This window comes from Kitasatospora sp. NPDC089913 (assembly GCF_044748625.1).
Lineage (GTDB): Bacteria > Actinomycetota > Actinomycetes > Streptomycetales > Streptomycetaceae > Kitasatospora.
This window is the reverse complement of record NZ_JBIVGI010000005.1, coordinates 349,444-367,805: the sequence shown is the minus strand read 5'-3', so window position 1 is coordinate 367,805 and position 18,362 is coordinate 349,444. Positions and strand designations below refer to the sequence as shown.

General features: G+C 74.8%; 21 protein-coding genes. 14 read left to right on the top strand and 7 right to left on the bottom strand.

Annotated elements, in window-relative coordinates; all coding sequences use genetic code 11:
• The first annotated feature begins 131 nt into the window (after positions 1 to 131).
• From ACIPYS_RS11405 to ACIPYS_RS11385, 5 genes are all read left to right on the top strand, one after another.
• Positions 132 to 1,118, top strand: coding sequence for an ABC transporter ATP-binding protein (locus ACIPYS_RS11405; protein ID WP_093860673.1), 987 nt, complete (start codon positions 132 to 134; stop codon positions 1,116 to 1,118).
• Positions 1,115 to 1,837 carry an ABC transporter permease gene (locus ACIPYS_RS11400; RefSeq protein WP_231978596.1) on the top strand — a complete coding sequence of 241 codons (723 nt, stop codon included), beginning with the start codon at positions 1,115 to 1,117 and terminating at the stop codon, positions 1,835 to 1,837. Before ACIPYS_RS11405 ends, ACIPYS_RS11400 begins: the two co-directional genes overlap by 4 nt.
• Before the next feature lie 8 nt (positions 1,838 to 1,845).
• A complete protein-coding gene (locus ACIPYS_RS11395) occupies positions 1,846 to 3,087 on the top strand; it encodes a sensor histidine kinase (RefSeq protein WP_400745429.1) in 1,242 nt (413 codons plus the stop codon).
• Positions 3,088 to 3,172: 85 nt separating this feature from the next.
• Positions 3,173 to 3,313, top strand: a complete 141-nt coding sequence (locus tag ACIPYS_RS11390; RefSeq protein WP_159424902.1) for a hypothetical protein — start codon at positions 3,173 to 3,175, stop codon at positions 3,311 to 3,313.
• A 44-nt stretch (positions 3,314 to 3,357) separates the two neighbouring features.
• Complete coding sequence (locus ACIPYS_RS11385) at positions 3,358 to 3,990, top strand: response regulator (RefSeq protein ID WP_400745427.1); 633 nt, start codon at positions 3,358 to 3,360, stop codon at positions 3,988 to 3,990.
• A 31-nt stretch (positions 3,991 to 4,021) separates the two neighbouring features.
• Here ACIPYS_RS11385 and ACIPYS_RS11380 read toward each other — a convergent pair whose 3' ends face one another.
• A complete protein-coding gene (locus ACIPYS_RS11380) occupies positions 4,022 to 4,903 on the bottom strand; it encodes a transglutaminase-like domain-containing protein (RefSeq protein WP_093860670.1) in 882 nt (293 codons plus the stop codon).
• A gap of 68 nt (positions 4,904 to 4,971) precedes the next feature.
• The gene (locus tag ACIPYS_RS11375) at positions 4,972 to 5,958 is read right to left on the bottom strand and encodes a GNAT family N-acetyltransferase (RefSeq protein WP_400745425.1); all 987 of its coding nucleotides are present in this window, start codon (positions 5,956 to 5,958) and stop codon (positions 4,972 to 4,974) included.
• A 172-nt stretch (positions 5,959 to 6,130) separates the two neighbouring features.
• Here ACIPYS_RS11375 and fdxA point away from each other — a divergent pair, with 172 nt between their 5' ends.
• Entirely contained in the window at positions 6,131 to 6,457 is a 327-nt protein-coding gene (fdxA, locus tag ACIPYS_RS11370) for a ferredoxin (protein WP_030061559.1), read from the top strand.
• 22 nt (positions 6,458 to 6,479) lie between these two features.
• Positions 6,480 to 7,631, top strand: a complete 1,152-nt coding sequence (dapC, locus tag ACIPYS_RS11365; protein ID WP_093860668.1) for a succinyldiaminopimelate transaminase — start codon at positions 6,480 to 6,482, stop codon at positions 7,629 to 7,631.
• A 125-nt stretch (positions 7,632 to 7,756) separates the two neighbouring features.
• Here the strand turns inward: dapC and ACIPYS_RS11360 are convergent, their stop codons facing one another.
• Positions 7,757 to 8,542, bottom strand: a complete 786-nt coding sequence (locus ACIPYS_RS11360) for a hypothetical protein (protein ID WP_052708937.1) — start codon at positions 8,540 to 8,542, stop codon at positions 7,757 to 7,759.
• A gap of 304 nt (positions 8,543 to 8,846) precedes the next feature.
• Complete coding sequence (locus ACIPYS_RS11355) at positions 8,847 to 9,875, bottom strand: hypothetical protein (RefSeq protein WP_093860667.1); 1,029 nt, start codon at positions 9,873 to 9,875, stop codon at positions 8,847 to 8,849.
• A gap of 212 nt (positions 9,876 to 10,087) precedes the next feature.
• On the opposite strand from ACIPYS_RS11355, the gene dapE reads away from it, so the two are divergent.
• A complete protein-coding gene (dapE, locus tag ACIPYS_RS11350; RefSeq protein ID WP_093860666.1) occupies positions 10,088 to 11,161 on the top strand; it encodes a succinyl-diaminopimelate desuccinylase in 1,074 nt (357 codons plus the stop codon).
• 133 nt (positions 11,162 to 11,294) lie between these two features.
• The gene (locus ACIPYS_RS11345; RefSeq protein WP_093860665.1) at positions 11,295 to 12,104 is read left to right on the top strand and encodes a TIGR00730 family Rossman fold protein; all 810 of its coding nucleotides are present in this window, start codon (positions 11,295 to 11,297) and stop codon (positions 12,102 to 12,104) included.
• A 28-nt stretch (positions 12,105 to 12,132) separates the two neighbouring features.
• Here ACIPYS_RS11345 and folP read toward each other — a convergent pair whose 3' ends face one another.
• Positions 12,133 to 12,945 carry a dihydropteroate synthase gene (folP, locus tag ACIPYS_RS11340; RefSeq protein ID WP_093864917.1) on the bottom strand — a complete coding sequence of 271 codons (813 nt, stop codon included), beginning with the start codon at positions 12,943 to 12,945 and terminating at the stop codon, positions 12,133 to 12,135.
• A gap of 156 nt (positions 12,946 to 13,101) precedes the next feature.
• Here folP and ACIPYS_RS11335 point away from each other — a divergent pair, with 156 nt between their 5' ends.
• Entirely contained in the window at positions 13,102 to 13,548 is a 447-nt protein-coding gene (locus ACIPYS_RS11335) for a DivIVA domain-containing protein (protein WP_400745421.1), read from the top strand.
• On the top strand, positions 13,545 to 14,159 hold the full coding sequence (locus ACIPYS_RS11330) for a DNA-3-methyladenine glycosylase I (protein ID WP_093860663.1): 615 nt from the start codon (positions 13,545 to 13,547) through the stop codon (positions 14,157 to 14,159). The genes ACIPYS_RS11335 and ACIPYS_RS11330 overlap by 4 nt, the downstream gene beginning before the upstream one ends.
• Before the next feature lie 37 nt (positions 14,160 to 14,196).
• Here the strand turns inward: ACIPYS_RS11330 and ACIPYS_RS11325 are convergent, their stop codons facing one another.
• Positions 14,197 to 14,997 carry an enoyl-CoA hydratase-related protein gene (locus ACIPYS_RS11325; protein ID WP_093860662.1) on the bottom strand — a complete coding sequence of 267 codons (801 nt, stop codon included), beginning with the start codon at positions 14,995 to 14,997 and terminating at the stop codon, positions 14,197 to 14,199.
• A 289-nt stretch (positions 14,998 to 15,286) separates the two neighbouring features.
• Between ACIPYS_RS11325 and ACIPYS_RS11320 the strand changes: the two genes are divergently transcribed.
• The gene (locus tag ACIPYS_RS11320; RefSeq protein WP_078880497.1) at positions 15,287 to 15,454 is read left to right on the top strand and encodes a DUF3117 domain-containing protein; all 168 of its coding nucleotides are present in this window, start codon (positions 15,287 to 15,289) and stop codon (positions 15,452 to 15,454) included.
• A 127-nt stretch (positions 15,455 to 15,581) separates the two neighbouring features.
• Here ACIPYS_RS11320 and ACIPYS_RS11315 read toward each other — a convergent pair whose 3' ends face one another.
• On the bottom strand, positions 15,582 to 16,214 hold the full coding sequence (locus tag ACIPYS_RS11315) for an O-methyltransferase (protein ID WP_093864916.1): 633 nt from the start codon (positions 16,212 to 16,214) through the stop codon (positions 15,582 to 15,584).
• Positions 16,215 to 16,570: 356 nt separating this feature from the next.
• Here ACIPYS_RS11315 and sigE point away from each other — a divergent pair, with 356 nt between their 5' ends.
• A complete protein-coding gene (gene sigE / locus ACIPYS_RS11310; RefSeq protein ID WP_400745481.1) occupies positions 16,571 to 17,308 on the top strand; it encodes an RNA polymerase sigma factor SigE in 738 nt (245 codons plus the stop codon).
• Complete coding sequence (locus tag ACIPYS_RS11305) at positions 17,305 to 18,309, top strand: zf-HC2 domain-containing protein (RefSeq protein WP_231978594.1); 1,005 nt, start codon at positions 17,305 to 17,307, stop codon at positions 18,307 to 18,309. The genes sigE and ACIPYS_RS11305 overlap by 4 nt, the downstream gene beginning before the upstream one ends.
• The last annotated feature ends 53 nt before the right edge of the window (positions 18,310 to 18,362 follow it).

The window sequence follows — 18,362 nt, the reverse complement described above, 5'->3', positions numbered from 1 at the left end:
CCCGCTCCGTGCGTTCGGCATGACATCCGTCATGCCGAACGCACGACGGCGGTTACTGCCGCCGGACCCCGGTCGCGCGGGACTCTGAGGTGGTGCGAAGGACACCAGCCGCAGGGGAGAGGACCGGGACGATGGACACGGGAGAGGTCGCCGCCTTCAGGGGCGTCGGCAAGAACTACGGACGGGTACGGGCGGTGGACGGCCTGGACCTGGTGCTGCGGCCGGGCGAGACCGTCGCCCTGCTCGGCCCGAACGGCGCCGGCAAGTCCAGCAGCCTGGACCTGCTGCTCGGCCTGCGCGAGCCCGACCGGGGCAGCGTCACCCTGTTCGGCGGCACCCCGCGGGCCGCGATCGAGGCCGGCCGGGTCGGCGCGATGCTGCAGAGCGGCGGCCTGATGACCGACGTCAAGGTCCGCGAACTGGTGCGGCTCGCCTGCGAGGTCCACCCGCGCGGCCGGTCCGTCGCCGAGGTGCTCGAGGACGCGGGTGTCACCGAGCTCGCCGAGCGCCGGGTCGACAAGCTCTCCGGCGGCCAGGAGCAGCGGGTCCGGTTCGCCCTCGCCATCGCCGGGGCCAACGACCTGATCGTGCTGGACGAGCCCACCACCGGTATGGACGTCTCGGTCCGGCAGTCCTTCTGGGCGAGCATGCGGGCCCAGGCCGACGCCGGCCGCACGGTGCTGTTCGCCACCCACTACCTGGAGGAGGCCGACTCGATCGCCGACCGCGTCCTCGTCCTGCACCGGGGCCGGCTGATCGCCGACGGCAGCTCGGCCGAGATCAAGGCCCGGGCCGGTGCCCGCCGGATCACCTTCGAGCTGCACGAGGCGGACGGCCCGTTCGACGAGGCACCGCTGCGCCGGCTGCCCGGCACGCAGGGACTGGAGGTCACGGCCCGCGTCCCGGGCGTGCGGACGGTGCGGATCCGCACCGCCGACGCGGACGCGGCCGTCGCCGCCGTCTACCGGGCGGGCCTGTACCCGCGCGGTCTGGAGGTCACCGGACTGGGTCTGGAGCAGGCCTTCCTGACCATCACCGGCGAGCAGGACGCCGCCGGGGCCACCGAGTCCACCGGGACCGCCGGGTCCGCCGAGAACGTGCTGGAGCGTGCGCGATGACCACCCTGATCCGGCTGGAGATCCTGCGGACCTTCCGCAACCGGCGCTACCTGCTCTTCACGATCGCCTACCCGGCGCTGATGTACTTCTTCTTCATCCACGCCTACAGCGGGGACGAGCTGGCCGGCGGCCTCCCGGTGAAGACCTACTTCATGGTCTCGATGGCCACCTTCGGGGCGGTCGGCGCGGTGCTGACCGGCAGCGCGCAGCGGATCTCGCTGGAGCGCAAGAGCGGCTGGGTGCGCCAGCTGCGGCTGACCGCGCTGCCCGGGCGGGCGTACACCGTCGGCAAGATCGCCGCCGCCGCGGTGACCACCCTGCCCGCGATCCTGGTGGTCTTCGCGGTCGGCGCGAGCCAGGGCGTCTCGCTGACGGCCGGGCAGTGGGCCGGTCTGGTGGTCGCCCTGTGGCTGGGCAGCTTCGTCTTCGCGGCACTCGGGGTGGCGCTCGGGTACGCGGCGGCGCCGGACTCGGTGCAGAGCATCGTCATGATCGCCTACATGGCGATGGCCCTGTTCGGCGGGACGTGGTTCCCGGTGAGCGGCTCGCTGGAGTCCTTCGCCCGGTTCGACCCGGTGTACCTGTACAACCGGCTGGCCGGCTTCACCCGGCCCGGACACTCCCTGGACACCGTCGCCGTCGCCGGGCTGGCGGCCTTCCTGGTGGTGTTCGTCGCCGCCGCGGCGGCCCTGTACCGACGCGACACCCGCCAGGCATGATGACCGACATGATCGAGCCGCGCCGGACCCACCGCACCGACGAACAGCCGGAGGCGGGGCCGGCGCGCTCGTCGTTCATGAACGTCCCCGGCGCCTCGGTGGAGACCGGACGGCAGCTGCTGGTGAAGGTCGCCTGGATGCTGCTATGGATGATCTACCTCGCCTACCCGGTGGGCGACCTGCTGAACGGCGGTCACAGCGCCGGTGCCCGGGTGCTCGGCTGGATCTGCCTGGCGGTCTTCGTCGTCGGCTACGTCCTGCTGGTCGTCCTCCGCTCGATGCCCGGGATGCGGCCGCGGACCTGCCGGGTGATCGTCGCGACGATGGTGGCGCTCGCCGTGGCGTCCACCTTCGTGCTCGGCACCGCCTTCCTGTCCCTGTTCATCTACGCCTCGGTGTGCGTCGCGATCATCAGCCCGGCCCGCCACGCCCTGCGCGCGCTGCTCGCGATGGCGGTGCTCACCGCCGGGGTCGGCGTGCTGGCCCACGCCGACATGGACAACGTGTGGACCTTCACGCTCAGCGCGTTCCTCGCGGGCGCCGCGATGAGCGGCCTGCAACGTCTGGTCGGCACCATGAAGGAGCTGCGCGAGGCGAGGGCCGCCGTCGCGCACCTGGCCGCCTCCGAGGAGCGGCTGCGGCTCGCCCGCGACCTGCACGACCTGCTCGGGCACTCGCTGTCGCTGATCACCCTGAAGAGCGAGCTGGCCGGGCGGTTCATGGACGCCGGCAAGGACGAGGCGGCGCGGGCGCAGGTCGCCGACATCGAGAACGTCGCCCGGCAGTCGCTGATCGACGTCCGGGAGGCGGTCACCGGCTTCCGTCGGCCCACCCTGCCGGTCGAGCTGGCCGCCGCCCGCACCGCGCTGGCCGCCGCCCAGGTCACCCTGGAGACCGCGCCGGAACTGCTCGACGCCTGGCCGGGGCTGGCCGCCGAGGAGGCCGGCGCGCTCGCCTGGGCGCTGCGCGAGGCGGTCACCAACATCGTCCGGCACGGTGAGGGCGCCACCGTCTGCACCGTGCGGTCCGACGAGGCATGGGAGGGGGACGGCGAGCGCTACGCCGTCCTGGAGGTCACCGACGACGGGCGCGGCCCCGGCAAGTCCCAGCCCGGCAACGGCCTCTCCGGGCTGGAGGAGCGGCTCGCCCTGGTCGGCGGCCGGCTGGAGACCGGTCCGGGCGAGCGGGGCCGGGGCTTCCGGCTGCGGGCCCTGGTGCCGCTGCGGACGACCTCCGTCGCCGCCCCGTAGCCGACTGGTCCGGGCGGCCGTACCCCGTCCCCCGGGTGCGTCGGCGCACGGGCGCCCGCCGCCGGCGGCGGGCAGCATGGCAGGCATGCCGAAGCCGGTCCTGGCGGTCCTCGTGGTCCTGTTCCTCTCCCTGCTGCTGTGCGCCGCGTTCACCGAGGCGGCCGGCCCGGCCCCGGGGGCGGCCCCCGGCGGCACCCGGACCGCGCCTCCCGGCCACCCCCGCTGACCTCCGCCCCCCGCCGGGGCGGGGACGCCGTAGGGTCGGGCGGCATGAGTGACAATCAGGGCGACCGGCCCACCGTGCGGGTGCTGTTGGCGGAGGACCAGGGGATGGTCCGGGAGGCGCTGGCCGCGCTGCTCGGGCTGGAGGGGGACATCGACGTCGTCGCCCAGGTCGGGCGCGGGGACGAGGTGGTGGACGCCGCGGTCGCGCACGACGTGCAGGTGGCGGTGCTGGACATCGAGATGCCGGGAATGACCGGGATCGAGGCCGCCGCACTGCTGCGGCAGCGGCGGCCGCAGACCAGGGTGGTGATCGCGACGACCTTCGGCCGCCCCGGCTACCTGCGGCGGGCGATGGAGTCCGGCGCGGACGCCTTCCTGGTGAAGGACGCGCCCGCCGCCGAGCTGGCCGAGGCCATCCGCCGGGTGCTGCGCGGCGAGCGGGTGATCGACCCGGTCCTGGCCGCGGCGGCGCTCGCGGAGGGGGCGAACCCGCTGACCGCCCGCGAGCGGGACGTGCTGGCGGCCGCGGCGGACGGCGCGGTGAACACGGACATCGCCCGGCGGCTGCACCTGTCCGAGGGCACGGTGCGCAACTACCTGTCGATGGCGATCCAGAAGACCGAGGCCCGCAACCGCGCCGAGGCGGTCCGGATCGCCCGCGAGAAGGGCTGGCTCTGAGCCGACCGGCCGGTCGCCGCCCGGCACCGGCTCAGTTGAGCCGGTGCCGGGCGGCGCGGGCCTCCTGCCGGACCTTGGCGGCGGAGTCGGGGTCGAAGGCGTCCAGGATCGCGGCGTACTCGTCCATCTCCCCGGCCCCGCCCAGGAAGTCGCCGGTGCGCACCAGCAGTTCGGCGCGTTCGAGCCGCAGCTGGGCGGGGTGGCGGGGCAGCAGCAGCGCGAGTTCGGTGGCCCAGAGCTGGGTGCGGGCGTGCTCGGGCCGGTCGGCGGCCCAGCCGCGGATGTTGCCGAGCACCCGCAGCACGGTGTCCAGCGGCTGTGCGGGGGTGAGCAGTTCGGGCGTGAACTCGTGCCCGGCGGCGCGCACCAGCTCGGCCACCCCGTCGAGGTCGAGCAGCCGGCCGCCGTGGAAGGGGTCGGCAAGCACGTAGTCCTCGCCGCCCGCGGGCCCGCCGACCGCGACCACGAAGTGGCCGGGCAGGGCGATCCCGTGCACCGTGATCCCGGCCCGGCGGGCGACCGCCCACCAGACCAGCGACAGCATGATCGGCAGTCCGCGGCGGCGCCGCAGCACCTCCGGCAGCAGCGAGGACTCCAGCCGCCGGTAGTCGGACTTCCGCCCGTGGAAGCGCTCTCGGCCGCCGAGCACGGCGGCCAGCAGGGCCGCGGTCTCCTCCGGTCCGGCCGGGGCGCGTTCGGCGACGGCGCGCCGCACCGCGGCCGCGTGCCGTTCCAGCGCCGCCTCGCAGGCGGCGAGCAGGGCGTCGAGCGCGGGCGGTCCGTCGAGGCCGTCCGGGTCGGAGGGGTCGGGGGCGGGGGTGTGTTCGGCGGCCGCGAGCAGACAGAGCAGCACCGGATCGGGGTGCTCGGCCCTGGCCTCGGTCCGGAAGCGTGCTCTGCTCTGCTCGGTCACGGCGGTGGCGGCGGCTTTCGTACGGACGGGCGGGGAGGACGGGACGCGCGGGGGAGCGGCCGGGACTCCTACCCCTGCGGCAGGAGTGCGTACTGGTAAGTGTGACTGGTCGTGAAGCCCAGCTCGTCATAGAGCGCGATCGCCCCGGAGTTCTCCGCCCCGACCTGCAGGTACCCGCCGGTCGCGCCCTCCTCGGCGGCCCGTGCCGCGAGCACCGCCATGACCGCGGTGGCCAGTCCGGCCCGGCGCGCGTGCGGGGCGACCTCGACCGCGCCGAAGCCGGCCCACGGCCCGTCGACGACGCAGCGTCCGACGGCCTGCGGCGTCCGGTCGGGACCGGTGCCCGGCACGTCGGCGAACCAGACCGACGGCCCGCCGTTGACCACCCGCAGGGCGGCCTCCTCCTCCGCCGGGCCGCCGCCCGCCCGCCGGTACAGCGACAGCCGGGCCGCGTCGGCGGTCCGGGAGAGCCGCACCCGGTCGAGGGCGGCGGGCGCGCCGCTGCGGGCGAGTCCGGCCAGCGGCGCGACCCGGACCAGGGTGCGCGCCGCCCAGGTGGCCCCCCGGCGCTCCAGCTCCTCCCGCAGGCCCTCCGGCGAGCCCGGGGCGCTGACCTCCAGCAGGGCCGGCAGCCCGCGCGCCGCGTACCAGGTGCGGACGGCCGCCAGTGCCCGGTCGAGCGGCAGGCCGGGATCGCCGAGTGCCAGGGCGGAGTTGGCCCGCCGGGTGAAGCCGGCCGAGGCCCGCAGGGTCCATTCGCCCAGCTGCTCCTGCTCGACGGCCGGCCAGCCGCGGGCGGCGGTCCGCCGGAGCCCGACCGGGTCGACCGGCGGCAGCGGCGCGCGCCGGGCGGGGAAGAGCGGCACCGTCTTGCCCGCGACCAGCAGCCGCTCGTCGAAGGAGACCGGTCCGCCGGTCCGCGGCACCACCGTCAGGCCCTCGTCGTCCCAGGAGACCAGCACGCCGATCACGTCGCGGAAGACTGGCCGGTTGTTGTCGGCGAAGCCGGTCAGCCGTCGTACGGAGACCCTCCGGCCCACGTCGGAACGATCCATCCGGACCTCCGGACGGTCCTGAACCGGCCCTTCGACGGCCATCTGGGCACCTCCTGTGCATTTGCGGTCTCCGACCCGCGATACTAGGGGCGGGCATCGACGACACCGCGCTCACCCGCGCACGCGAGAAAACAGAATGGGCCTCCGAGCCCTTCCGAGGAGGAACGACAGCGTGACCTACGTCATCGCGCAGCCTTGTGTCGACGTCAAGGACAAGGCCTGCATCGAAGAGTGCCCGGTTGACTGCATCTACGAGGGCGAGCGATCGCTCTACATCCACCCGGATGAGTGTGTCGACTGTGGCGCTTGCGAGCCGGTCTGCCCGGTCGAGGCGATCTTCTACGAGGACGACACTCCGGAGGAGTGGAAGGACTACTACAAGGCGAACGTCGAGTTCTTCGACGACCTCGGTTCGCCCGGCGGTGCCTCGAAGCTCGGCCTGATCGAGCGCGACCACCCGTTCATCGCCGCTCTGCCGCCGCAGAACGCCGACCACTGACCGGATCGGTGGCAATTCAGCTGTGACTACCAAGAACAGCACGCTCGCGCCGTTCCCGGGCCACCCGGGGGCGGCGCGCCGCGTTTCCGACCTCCTGCCGGTGTTCCCCTGGGACAAGCTGGAGCCCTACAAGGCCACCGCGCTCGCCCACCCGGGCGGGCTCTGCGACTTCTCCGTGGGCACCCCGGTGGACCCGGTCCCGGAGGTGATCCAGAAGGCGCTCGCCGCCGCCACGGACACCCCCGGCTATCCGACCGTGTGGGGCCCGGCGGAGCTGCGCGGGGCCGTCGCCGGCTGGCTGCGGCGCCGGCTCGGCGCGGAGATCGGACCGGAGGCCGTTCTGCCGACCGTCGGCTCCAAGGAGCTGGTGGCCTGGCTGCCGACCCAGCTCGGCCTCGGCCCCGGCGACCAGGTCGCCTACCCGCGGCTGGCCTACCCGACGTACGAGGTGGGCGCCCGGCTGTGCGGTGCCGAGCCGGTCGAGTACGACTCGGTGGACGAGCTGGACGGCTCCCGGGTGCGCCTGCTGTGGGTCAACTCGCCGTCCAACCCGACCGGGCGGGTGCTCGGTGCCGAGGAGCTGCGCCGCACGGTGGCGTGGGCGCGCGAGCACCGGGCGCTGCTGGTCAGCGACGAGTGCTACTTCGAACTCGGCTGGGAGGCGGAGCCGGTCTCGGTGCTGCGCCCGGACGTCTGCGGGGAGGGCCACGAGGGCCTGCTCGCGGTGCACTCGCTGTCCAAGCGCTCCAACCTGGCCGGCTACCGCGCCTCCTTCGTGGCGGGCGACCCGGTGGTGGTCAGGGAGCTGCTGGAGGTGCGCAAGCACGGCGGCATGATCGTGCCGGCCCCGGTGCAGGCCGCGACGGTGGCCGCGCTCGGCGACGACGCGCACGTGGCCGAGCAGCGGGAGCGCTACGCGGCCCGGCGGGCGGCGCTGCGGGCGGCGCTGGAGGCGTACGGCTTCCGGATCGAGCACTCGGAGGCGAGCCTCTACCTGTGGGCGACCCAGGACCGGCCGTGCTGGGAGACCGTCGCCGAGCTCGCCGCACTGGGCGTCCTGGTGGCGCCCGGCGACTTCTACGGTCCGGCCGGCGACCGGTTCGTCCGGGTGGCGTTCACCGCGACCGACGAGCGGGTCGCGGCGGCGGTGGAGCGGCTGAACGCGGCGCGCTGACCGGCGGGAAGGCCGAAGGGGCCGGTGTTCCGAGGAGGAACACCGGCCCCTTCGCCGTCGTCGTACCGGGGTGCCGCCGACCCCGGGGGGCACGCGAGCGGCGGGGGGAACGCGCCGGGGCCGGACTAGAGACCGAGGCCGCCGCCGTTGACGCCGCCCAGCAGGCCGCCGATCGGGCCGAGCGCGCCGGTGAGGCCGCCGAGGCCGTTCAGCGGGCTGTTCGGGCCGAGGTCGGCGCCGCCCAGGCGGTTGGCCGAACCGTGCTCGGCCAGGCCGAGCACGTCGGCGCCGGGCAGACCGGAGGTCAGGCCGCCGGGGACGGCGCGGCCGACGGCGCCGAGCGGCAGCGCGTCGGTGACGGCGTTGGTGCTGGGGACGGCCTGGGTCAGCCCGCCCGCGCCCGGGACGGCGTTGGCGACCGCACCGGCCTGGGAGAGCCCGCCGACCGGGTTCGCGCCGCTCTGCGCGCTGCGCTGCGGGCCGGCGGCGTGGCCGGTGACGGCCTCGCCGAGCTTGCCGGCCAGGGTCTTGGCGACCTTCGGGGTGACACCCGACAGCTGGCCGGTGGTGGCGGCGGTCTGGTCCACCGGGGCGGTCAGCGAGCTGGCCTTCTCGTTCGCCTCCGGGAGCTGCTGGGCGACGATGTTGCCGGTGGCGTCCGCGGTGGCGGGCACACCCGCGGCGACGGTCGCGGCGCCGGTGGTCCCGGCGGCCTGGCCCAGCTCGTGGGTGGTGTGCTGCAGGGTGGAACCCGTGTCGGTGTTGGTCAGCTGGCCCAGTGGGGCGGCCAGGTCGCTCTTCGGCAGCAGGGCGTCCGCGGCGGACGCGGAGCCGGCCGCGACCAGCGGGGTCGCGCCGGCCGCCACGAGCAGTGCGGCCTGGGCGATCCGGCGCGTGAGGGGGTGAGACATGGGGCTCCTCGAAAGGGGTCTGGGTCCGTTCCGTCCGCCGGGCGGACGACGGTGTTACCGCTTGAGAAGCCAGAAGGTTTCGGCCGGTGCAAGGAAAACGTCGTACCGACCATCCGACGGTATGACCGCGCGAGGAGCCGCTCCCGGGGCCGGGCCGGAGCCGCGGGCGCACGGCGGGCCAAGGGGAGTGACGGTTCTGCACCCCGTCCGGCCCGGCGGACCGTCCGTCCACCTGCGTTGACGCGAATCACTCGTACGGCGGCAACCCGGACACCAGTGCGTCAGCGGCCCGCAGGCCCCGGTCTCAGCCCTTCGCGGGAGCCGCCAGCGAGACCAGCACCAGCTTGGTCGACGTCCCGGTCGACTGCGGCTTCCAGCCGTCCTCGGACTTCGCCTTCCGCCAGATCCGGCCGTCGTAGGCGACCGTCTCGATACCCAGCCGCTGCGCCTGCGTGACCGCCCAGTGCGCCACCGCCCAGCCGTTCTGCCGTTCGGCCTCCGGCCCGGAGTCGGTGGACGCGGTCGGGTCCGGGGTCAGCGAGACGGCGTTCTCGGCGCCCTTCACCGTGGAGGTGTAGCCGGCCGCCGGGGTCACCGTCCGGCCGAACTCGCGGCGCACCCGGTCGCTCAGCACCTGCGCCCGGTCCGGGCGGGCGGCCGCCGTCGCGTCGGAGGTCGGCGCGGCCCCGGCCGGGGCCGGCGGGAACTGCTCCTCGTCGGTGTCCGCGGCGGCGAAGTCGTGCACCACGCAGTTCAGCGAGGCCGCCTCCCGGCCGGTCAGGGCCGAGGCCAGCAGGGTGGCCTTGGTCTCGTGCTTGGCGTAGGCCTGCGGGTACCCGCTCTTCTGCACCTGCTGGGCCGCGTCGGTCAGCGGCAGCCGGGTGTAGCCGGGCACCTTCACCAGGCCGTCCAGGAACTTGTTGGTCGCGTAGACCGGGTCCATGATCTGCTGGACGGTGCCCCAGCCCTGCGAGGGCCGCTGCTGGAACAGGCCCACCGAGTCCCGGTCGCCGCCGGCCAGGTTGCGGATCTTGGACTCCTGCATGGCGGTGGCCAGCGAGATGGTCACCGCCCGGTCCGGCAGGCCGCGGGCGTGCGCGACGGCGGCGATGGTGGCGGCGTTGGCGGCCTGCGGGACCTCCAGCGTCCCCTCGCCGGCCGGGGTCTTCACCGAGCAGCCCTCGGGGGTCAGCAGCTTCTGGTCGCGCAGCCAGTAGAGGCCCACCGCGACCACGGTCAGCACCAGCAGGACGATCAGCACCGCGCGCACCGGCCTCCGGCGCCGCGGCGGCGCCGCGTCCCCGTCCTCGCCGCCGCTCTTCCGCCTGGCCACCGCCGCCCCTCTCCACCGAGCACTCCGAACCGACACCGTACCCACTCGGACGGGTGTGCGGCGGCGGACGGTTGCCCCCGGACCGCACCGAAGGCGTCACGGCCCGGCCACGGCCCGGACCCGTCCGGGAGCGGGCGGGGCGCCGGTCAGGAGCGGGCCGGGAGCGGTGCGGGATCCGTCCGCGCCCCCGGACGGGACTACGCTGGACGACCATGAGCAGCTCGAAGACGCCCCTTGACCTCACCCTCGACGGCGGCGCGCTGACCGCCCAGCTGGTCGACTTCCCCTCCGTCAGCGGCGACGAGCAGGCGCTCGCCGACGCCGTGGAGGAGGCCCTGCGGGCCCTCCCGCACCTGACCGTCGACCGCTACGGCAACAACGTCGTCGCCCGGACGGACCTCGGCCGCGCCGAACGCGTCCTGCTCGCCGGCCACATCGACACCGTGCCGATCGCCGACAACCTGCCGTCCTGGGTCGAGGGCGACCTGCTCCACGGCTGCGGCACCTCGGACATGAAGTCCGGCGTCGCCGTCCAGCTCCGGCTCGCGGCCACCCTGCCCGAGCCCAACCGGGACCTCACCTTCGTGTTCTACGACTGCGAGGAGGTGGAGGCCCACCGCAACGGCCTCGGCCACCTCGCCCAGGCCCACCCGGACTGGCTGGCCGCCGACTTCGCGGTGCTCATGGAGCCCAGCGGGGCGGTCGTCGAGGGCGGCTGCCAGGGCACCCTGCGCGCCCAGGTCCGGCTCACCGGCGTCCGGGCCCACTCGGCCCGCAGCTGGCTCGGCGACAACGCCATCCACCACGCCGGCGAGGTGCTGCGCCGGCTCTCCGAGTACCGGGCGCGCAAGGTCGACATCGACGGCCTGGAGTACCACGAGGGCCTCAACGCGGTGCGGATCGACGGCGGAGTGGCCGGCAACGTGATCCCCGACGAGTGCGTGGTGACGGTCAACTTCCGTTTCGCGCCGGACCGCGACGAGGCCGAGGCCGAGAAGCACGTGCGCGAGGTCTTCGACGGCTTCGAGGTCACCGTCACCGACTTCGCCCCGGGCGCGCTGCCCGGCCTCAACCAGCCGGCCGCCAAGGCCTTCCTCGCCGCCACCGGCGGCACCGCCCGGGCCAAGTTCGGCTGGACCGACGTGGCCCGGTTCAGCGCGCTCGGTGTCCCGGCGGTCAACTACGGCCCGGGCGACCCGAACATGGCGCACAAGCGCGACGAGCACTGCTCGCTGAGCGCGATCGCCGAGACCGAGGAGCGGCTGCGCGCCTGGCTGACGGCCTGAACCCGGCGGACGGCCGGACCGGTCCCGCGGCCGGTCCGACCGTCCGACCATCGGCCGAACGCCATCTTCCGGTTGCCCAACCGACCTTCCACCGTTGCCTGAAAAAGGGGAGGCCGGGGCGTAGGGTTTCGTCATGACAGGCACTGGAGACGAAAAGCACTACGGCCACGGTCCTGAGCAGGTGGGCGAGCCGCGCCCGAAGAAGGCGTGGCCCGAGAAGCAGAAGGGCCCGGTGCTGGTGCGCCGGGACCAGGTCGGCGAGAGCACCACGGACCAGCGGCTGCTGGACACCACCGGCCCGACCGACTGGCTGCACACCGACCCCTGGCGGGTCCTGCGGATCACCTCGGAATTCGTCGAGGGCTTCGGCGCGCTCGCCGAACTCCCGCCCGCGATCAGTGTCTTCGGTTCCGCGCGGACCCCGGTCGACTCGCCCGAGTACGCCGCGGGCGTGGCGATCGGCCGGGCCCTGGTGGAGGCCGGCTTCGCGGTGATCACCGGTGGCGGCCCGGGCGCGATGGAGGCGGCCAACCGGGGCGCCTCGGACGCCGGCGGGCTCAGCGTCGGGCTCGGCATCGAGCTGCCCTTCGAGCAGGGGCTCAACGAGTTCGTCGACCTCGGGCTGAACTTCCGTTACTTCTTCGTCCGCAAGACGATGTTCGTGAAGTACTCGCAGGGCTTCGTCGTCCTGCCCGGCGGCCTCGGCACCCTGGACGAGCTGTTCGAGGCACTCACCCTGGTGCAGACGAAGAAGGTCACCCGCTTCCCGGTGATCCTCTTCGGCAGCGCGTACTGGGGCGGACTGGTCGACTGGCTGCGGAACACCCTGGTCGCCCAGGGCAAGGCGGCCCCGCACGACCTGGAGCTCTTCCACGTGACCGACGAGATCGACGAGGTCATGAAGATCCTCGCCGACGCCCGCCGGCCCGTGAACGAGATCTAGGGGCCGGAAGGGCGCCCCGGGAGGGCGCCTACGCCAGCCCCCGGCGGGCCACGGCCGGCGGACGGGTGCCGCGGATCGACGCGACCATGTCGAGCACCTGCCGGGTCTCCGCCACCTGGTGCACCCGGTACACCTGGGCGCCCAGCCAGGCGGAGACCGCCGTGGTCGCCAGGGTGCCGAGCAGCCGCTCGTCCACCGGCCGGTCCAGCGTCTCGCCGACGAAGTCCTTGTTGGACAGCGACACCAGCACCGGGAAGCCGGTCGCGGTCATCTCCGGCAGCCGCCGGGTCGCCTCCAGCGAGTGCCGGGTGTTCTTGCCGAAGTCGTGCCCCGGGTCGATCAGCACCGCGTCCCGCCGGACCCCCAGCCCCACCGCGCGCTCGGCCAGTCCGACGGTGACCCGCAGGATGTCCGCCATCACGTCCTGGTAGCCGGCCCGGTGCGGCCGGGTGCGCGGCTCCGCGCCGCCGGCGTGCGTGCAGACCAGCCCGACGTCGTGGCGGGCGGCCACCTCGGCCAGCCCCGGGTCCACCCCGCCCCAGGCGTCGTTCAGCAGGTCGGCGCCGACCTCGCAGACCGCCTCGCCGACCTCGTGCCGCCAGGTGTCCACACTGATCACGGCCCCGGGGTGGCGCTTGCGCAGCTCCGCCACGAACGGCACCGTGCGCCGCAGCTCCTCCTCGACGGTCACCTCGTCACCCGGCCCGGCCTTCACCCCGCCGATGTCGAGGATCGCCGCACCCTCCGCCATCGCGCGGTCGGCGGCCTCGAACGCGGCCTCGTCGGCGAAGGTCGATCCCTTGTCGAAGAACGAGTCCGGTGTGCGGTTGACGATCGCCATGATCACAAGCTCGTCGTCGCCGAATTCCCGTGGTCCCAGGCGCAGTGCCACCGATGTCTCCTCCACAGCTGCTGCGGGTGCGATGATGGCCCCCGGCCCATCGGGACCATGATCCCACTCCTGTCGGGGCCGGCCGGAGAATCGGGAGGACCGCTCGTGTTCTGGGTGATCGTGGTGGCCATGGCCGTAGTGGTCGGCGGCGCCGCGCTGGTGGCGCTGGGCGGCGGCGGTTCGCTGCCGGAGGCCGTGCAGGACCGGATCTCCGCCCGGCTGCCGCAGGACCGCCCGCTGGGCCGGGCCGACGTCGACGCGCTGCGCCTGCCGATGGCCCTGCGCGGCTACCGGATGGACGAGGTGGACGACGTCCTCGACCGGCTGGGCGCCGAACTCGCGCACCGGGACGACCGGATCGCCGAACTGGAGGCGCTGGCCGCCGTGCACGGCGCCGTCGGGGCGACCGACCGCCCCGAGCCCGGCGCCGAGCCGCTGCCCGGCCTGGAGGAGTTCGCGCTGGTCGTCGAACCCGCCGTCGCCCTCACCAAGTCCGCCGCGGCCCCCGCGCCCGGCGGCCCCGAGGACGCCGTGCCGGACGGGGAGCGGTGAGCGCCGGCACCGGCGCCGTCCTGGGTGCGGACGGGCTGCGCCGCTGCGCCTGGGGCGATTCGGCGGACGACTACCGGGTCTACCACGACACCGAGTGGGGCCGCCCGGTCCGCGGCGACGACGCCCTGTTCGAGCGGGTCTGCCTGGAGGCCTTCCAGTCCGGCCTGTCCTGGATCACCATCCTGCGCCGCCGCGAGGGCTTCCGGGCCGCGTTCGCCGGCTTCTCGATCGCCGAGGTCGCCGGGTTCGGCCCCGCCGACGTCGAGCGGCTGCTCGCGGACACCGGCATCATCCGCAACCGGGCCAAGATCGAGGCCTCGATCGCCAACGCCCGGGTCGCCCGCGACCTCGACGGCGGACTGGACGCGCTGATCTGGGGGTTCGCCGGGGACCCGGACCGGCCGGCGCCCCGCACCCCGGACGAGGTGCCGGCCGTCACGCCCGAGTCGACGGCGCTCGCCAAGGCGCTGAAGAAGGCCGGCTTCCGGTTCGTCGGCCCGACCACCGCGTACGCGCTGATGCAGGCCTGCGGGCTGGTGGACGACCACCTCGCCGACTGCCACGTCCGCACCGCGCTCCGCACCGCGCCCACGGGCCCGGGCCGGGCCTGAACCGCTCCCGACCCCGGCCCGGGTCCCCGGGCCGGGGCTACCGGCCCAGGTAGGCCGGCTTCTCCTTGGCGATGAAGGCGCGGACCGCGATCCGGTGGTCCTCGCTCTCGCCGGCCAGCGTCTGCAGCTCGTCCTCCTTGTCGAGCAGCTCGCTCAGCGAGTGCGAGGCGCCGTACGCCAGCGACTCCTTGATCGCGCCGTAGGCCACCGTCGGGCCCTCGGCCAGCTCCTTGGCGAACACCCGGGCGGTGGCGGCCAGTTCGGCGGCCGGCACGACCTTGGTGGCCAGGCCCAGCTCCATCGCCTCGGCCGCCTTCACGGTGCGCGGCAGCATCAGCAGCTCGGTCGCCCGCGCGTGGCCGACCAGCCGCGGCAGGGTCCACGAGGCCCCGGAGTCGGCGGTCAGCGCGATGCCGGCGAACGCGGTGTTGAAGCCCGCGGTGTCCGCCACGATCCGGAAGTCGCAGGCGAAGGCCAGCGAGGCGCCCGCCCCGGCCGCCACCCCGCCGACCGCGGCCACCGTCGGCTTGCGCATCCCGGCCAGCGCCCGCAGCAGCGGGTTGTAGTGCTCGGCCACCGTCCGCAGCGCGCCCTCGCCGGTCTCCTCGGCCCGCTTCAGCAGACCCAGGTGCTCCTTGAGGTCCTGTCCGACGCAGAACGCCCGGTCGCCCGCACCGGTCAGCAGCACCGCGCGCACGGCCGGGTCCTCGGCGGCGGCCGTCACGGTGTCACGCAGCGCCACCTTGGTCGGGACGTCCAGCGCGTTCATCGCCCCGGGGCGGTTGATCGTGATGACGGCCAGGCCGCCGTCCAGCTCGTACAGCACCGAATCGGACATGGACGAGAGCTCCCTTGCTCGTGGTCGTGGGCTGCCAGGATGCCGGAGCGCCGGGCCGCCTGGGGAGTGTGAGGTATCGCACCTTCCGGTGGCGTACGGACGGGCGCCGCGCCGGGGCTTATGCCGGTTATTGGGATGGATTGCGGCGGTCCGGACGAGGTTGCACCGAGAGTGATGTTGGTCATCAGGCCGTGGCATGCGGGATAATGGCTTCCGATCAATGCGTTCGATACCGGCGGTGGACGGACTGCCGGTGCGTAGCTGAGCGGTTGCAGGAAGGGGAACGAGCATGGCGGCCATGAAGCCGCGGACGGGTGACGGCCCGCTCGAAGTCACCAAAGAGGGGCGGGGCATCATCATGCGCGTTCCGCTCGAAGGCGGCGGACGCCTCGTGGTGGAGCTCACGCCCGACGAGGCCCACGCCCTCGGCGAGGCCCTGAAGAAGGCCTGCGGCTGACCGCAGCAGGTGCTCGCCATCTCCTGGAGATGTGCCGCCGGGCCCGGGTACGACCATCGCGTCGTCCCGGGCCCGGTACGTTCCGCCGCCGGTCCGGGCCCCGTGTTCCCGCGGCCCCGTGCTGCCGCTACCGCTTCACGGCGCAGAGCAGCCCGTCCGACACCGGCAGCAGCGCGGGCAGCAGGGCGTCGCTCTCCCGGACGTCCCGGACGAGGTCGCGCACCGACCTGGTCCGCGGGTCCTGGAGCTCCGGTTCGGCCAGTCGGCCCTCCTGGAACACACCCTCGAAGCAGACCATCCCGCCCGGCCGCAGCAGCCGCAGCGACTCCTCCAGATAGGCGCCGGACTCCGCCGGGTCCCCGTCGCAGAACACCAGGTCGTACTGGCCGTCGGCGAGCCTCGGCAGCACCTCGAGGGCCCGGCCCGGTATGAACCGGGACCGGTTGGCCGCGAACCCGGCGGCCTGGTAGGCCTCCTTCGCCAACTGCTGGCGCACCGGCTCCGAGTCGACGGTGGTGAGCACGCCGTCCGACCGCATCCCGCGCAGCAGGTACACCCCGGAGACGCCCGTCCCGGTGCCGATCTCGGCCACCGCCTTGGCCCCCAGCGCGGCGGCCAGCAGCCGCAGACAGGCGCCGCCGCTCGGGCCGATCGCCCTGATCCCGGTGCGCGCGGACTGCGCCCGGGCGTAGGTCAGCACCGCGTCCTCGCCGACGAAGGTGTCGGCGAGCGCCGCACGCGCGGGCCCGAACTCGCTGATGGCTGCCTCTTTCGGAGCCCCGGGTGGCGGCCCGGCGCCGAGCGGATGTCGATATTTCCTGCCACAGATTACTGGCCGGGCGGGAACCGCGTACGGCGGCGGGCCGTTGAGGGAGTAGGGACCGGGTGAACAGGCCGTCCCGGGCACCTTCCGGGAGCCGCTTCGGCGGGCCGGACGGTGCCGCGGACGCCGGAGGCGGTCCCGGACACACTTCTTATCCGGGCTTGACGGGCGAGGTGGATATGGTGGTGGCCCTGCTGGGCAGAAGAGCCGACCGAGGAGGTGTGGCCGAGGGCGACGTCCCCGTGCGGCGGCACCCCCGCGGCACCGCGTCGGCCCGTACGCCGAAGCCCGTGATGAACCAGCCTGCGCACTCCACCCTGGACCAGTCGGCCGCCGCGCCCGAGGCGCCCGCCGGCACTGCCGAGGCCCCCGCCCTCGCGACCTTCGCCGAGGGCCCCGACGCGCAGACCTGGACTCCGCCCAGCTGGGAGGAGATCGTCGAGGCCCACAGTGCGCGCGTCTACCGTCTCGCCTACCGGCTGACCGGTAACCAGCACGACGCCGAGGACCTCACCCAGGAGGTCTTCGTCCGGGTCTTCCGTTCGCTGTCCACCTACACCCCCGGCACGTTCGAGGGCTGGCTGCACCGGATCACCACCAACCTCTTCCTGGACATGGTCCGCCGCCGTCAGCGCATCCGTTTCGACGCGCTCGGCGACGACGCGGCGGAGCGGCTCGCCTCCCGCGAGCCCAGCCCGGCCCAGCACTTCAGCGACACCCACTTCGACGCCGACGTCCAGCACGCCCTGGACACCCTGGCGCCCGAGTTCCGTGCCGCCGTGGTGCTCTGCGACATCGAGGGCCTCTCCTACGAGGAGATCGCGGCCACGCTCGGCGTCAAGCTCGGCACCGTCCGCAGCCGCATCCACCGCGGCCGCTCGCACCTGCGCGCCGCGCTCAAGCACCGCGCCCCCGGCTCGGCCCCCGGCCGTGAGCGCCGGGGCGGCGGCGAGGAGCAGCCGGTCCCGGTCGGCGCCGTCGCCGGCGAGGCCCCGGCCGCGCCGGGCGGGCGTGGCCGGAGGCGATCGTGAGCGGAACCGGTCGGTCCGGGCCGGGCCACTCGGACACCCCCGGCCGTACGGCCGCCCGCCGGGCCGGCTGGCCCGCGCTGGGCCGCCGGGGCCAGGACGGGCCGGGAGCGGCGGACGGGCCCGCGCTGCCGGCCGAGCCGGCCCTGCGCGCCGTCGCCGTCCGGTCGGCGGACCCCGCGGAGGAGCACCATCTCGGGGAGCGGCTGTCCGCCTTCGTCGACGGTGAGCTCGGCCACGACTCGCGCGAGCGCGTCCAGGCCCATCTGGCGACCTGTCCGCAGTGCCTCGCCGAGGCCGACGAGGGCCGCGCGGTCAAGCACCTGCTGACCCGGACCGGCACGCCCGGTCCGTCCTCCGGGCTGATGGCCCGGCTGATGGCCGTCGGGGCGCTCCCGGAGGACGAGCCGCAGCCGCGTGCCGACCGGCCGCGCCGGGACGACGACGACTTTCCCGGCGGCGGCGTGGCCGGCACCGGGACCCTCGGCGGCAGCCGGCTGAACGGCGGCTCCTTCGGCCGTGGCGCCGGCGCCTCCTTCGGCGGCGGCGCGCTCGGCGCCGACACCCCGGTGCCCGGGGTCGACCCGCGCGCCTTCGGCCGCGGCGGCGCGGTGCTGCGCCCGCTGATGGGACGCCGCACCGTCCGTCCGGAAGCCCCGGTCCAGCCGCTGGCCGCGGCCGCGGCCGCGATCACCCCGGTGGTCCGGCCCGTCCCGGCGCGCGGCCGGCGCTTCGTCTTCGCCGCCGCCGGTGCCTTCTCGGTGGCCGCGGTGACGCTCGGCGGGGTCGGCGGCGTGGCCGGTCCGGGCGACGACCAGCACGGCACCGTGATCAGCCCGGCCGGCGGCGGCCGGGGCGGCATGGTCCCGATGAACGCCCAGGTGCCGGCGGCGGACCTGCCGGTCCGCCCGGTGGCGGTCACCCGGGGCGCGATGCCGCCGCGCGACCTCCCCGAGCGCACTCCGAGCTCCGGTGTGGCCGGGCTGCACCACGAGAACAGATAGGCCTCACCGGGCCCTTCGGGTCCGCGGTCATCGGCGGGTCTTCACCACGGCTT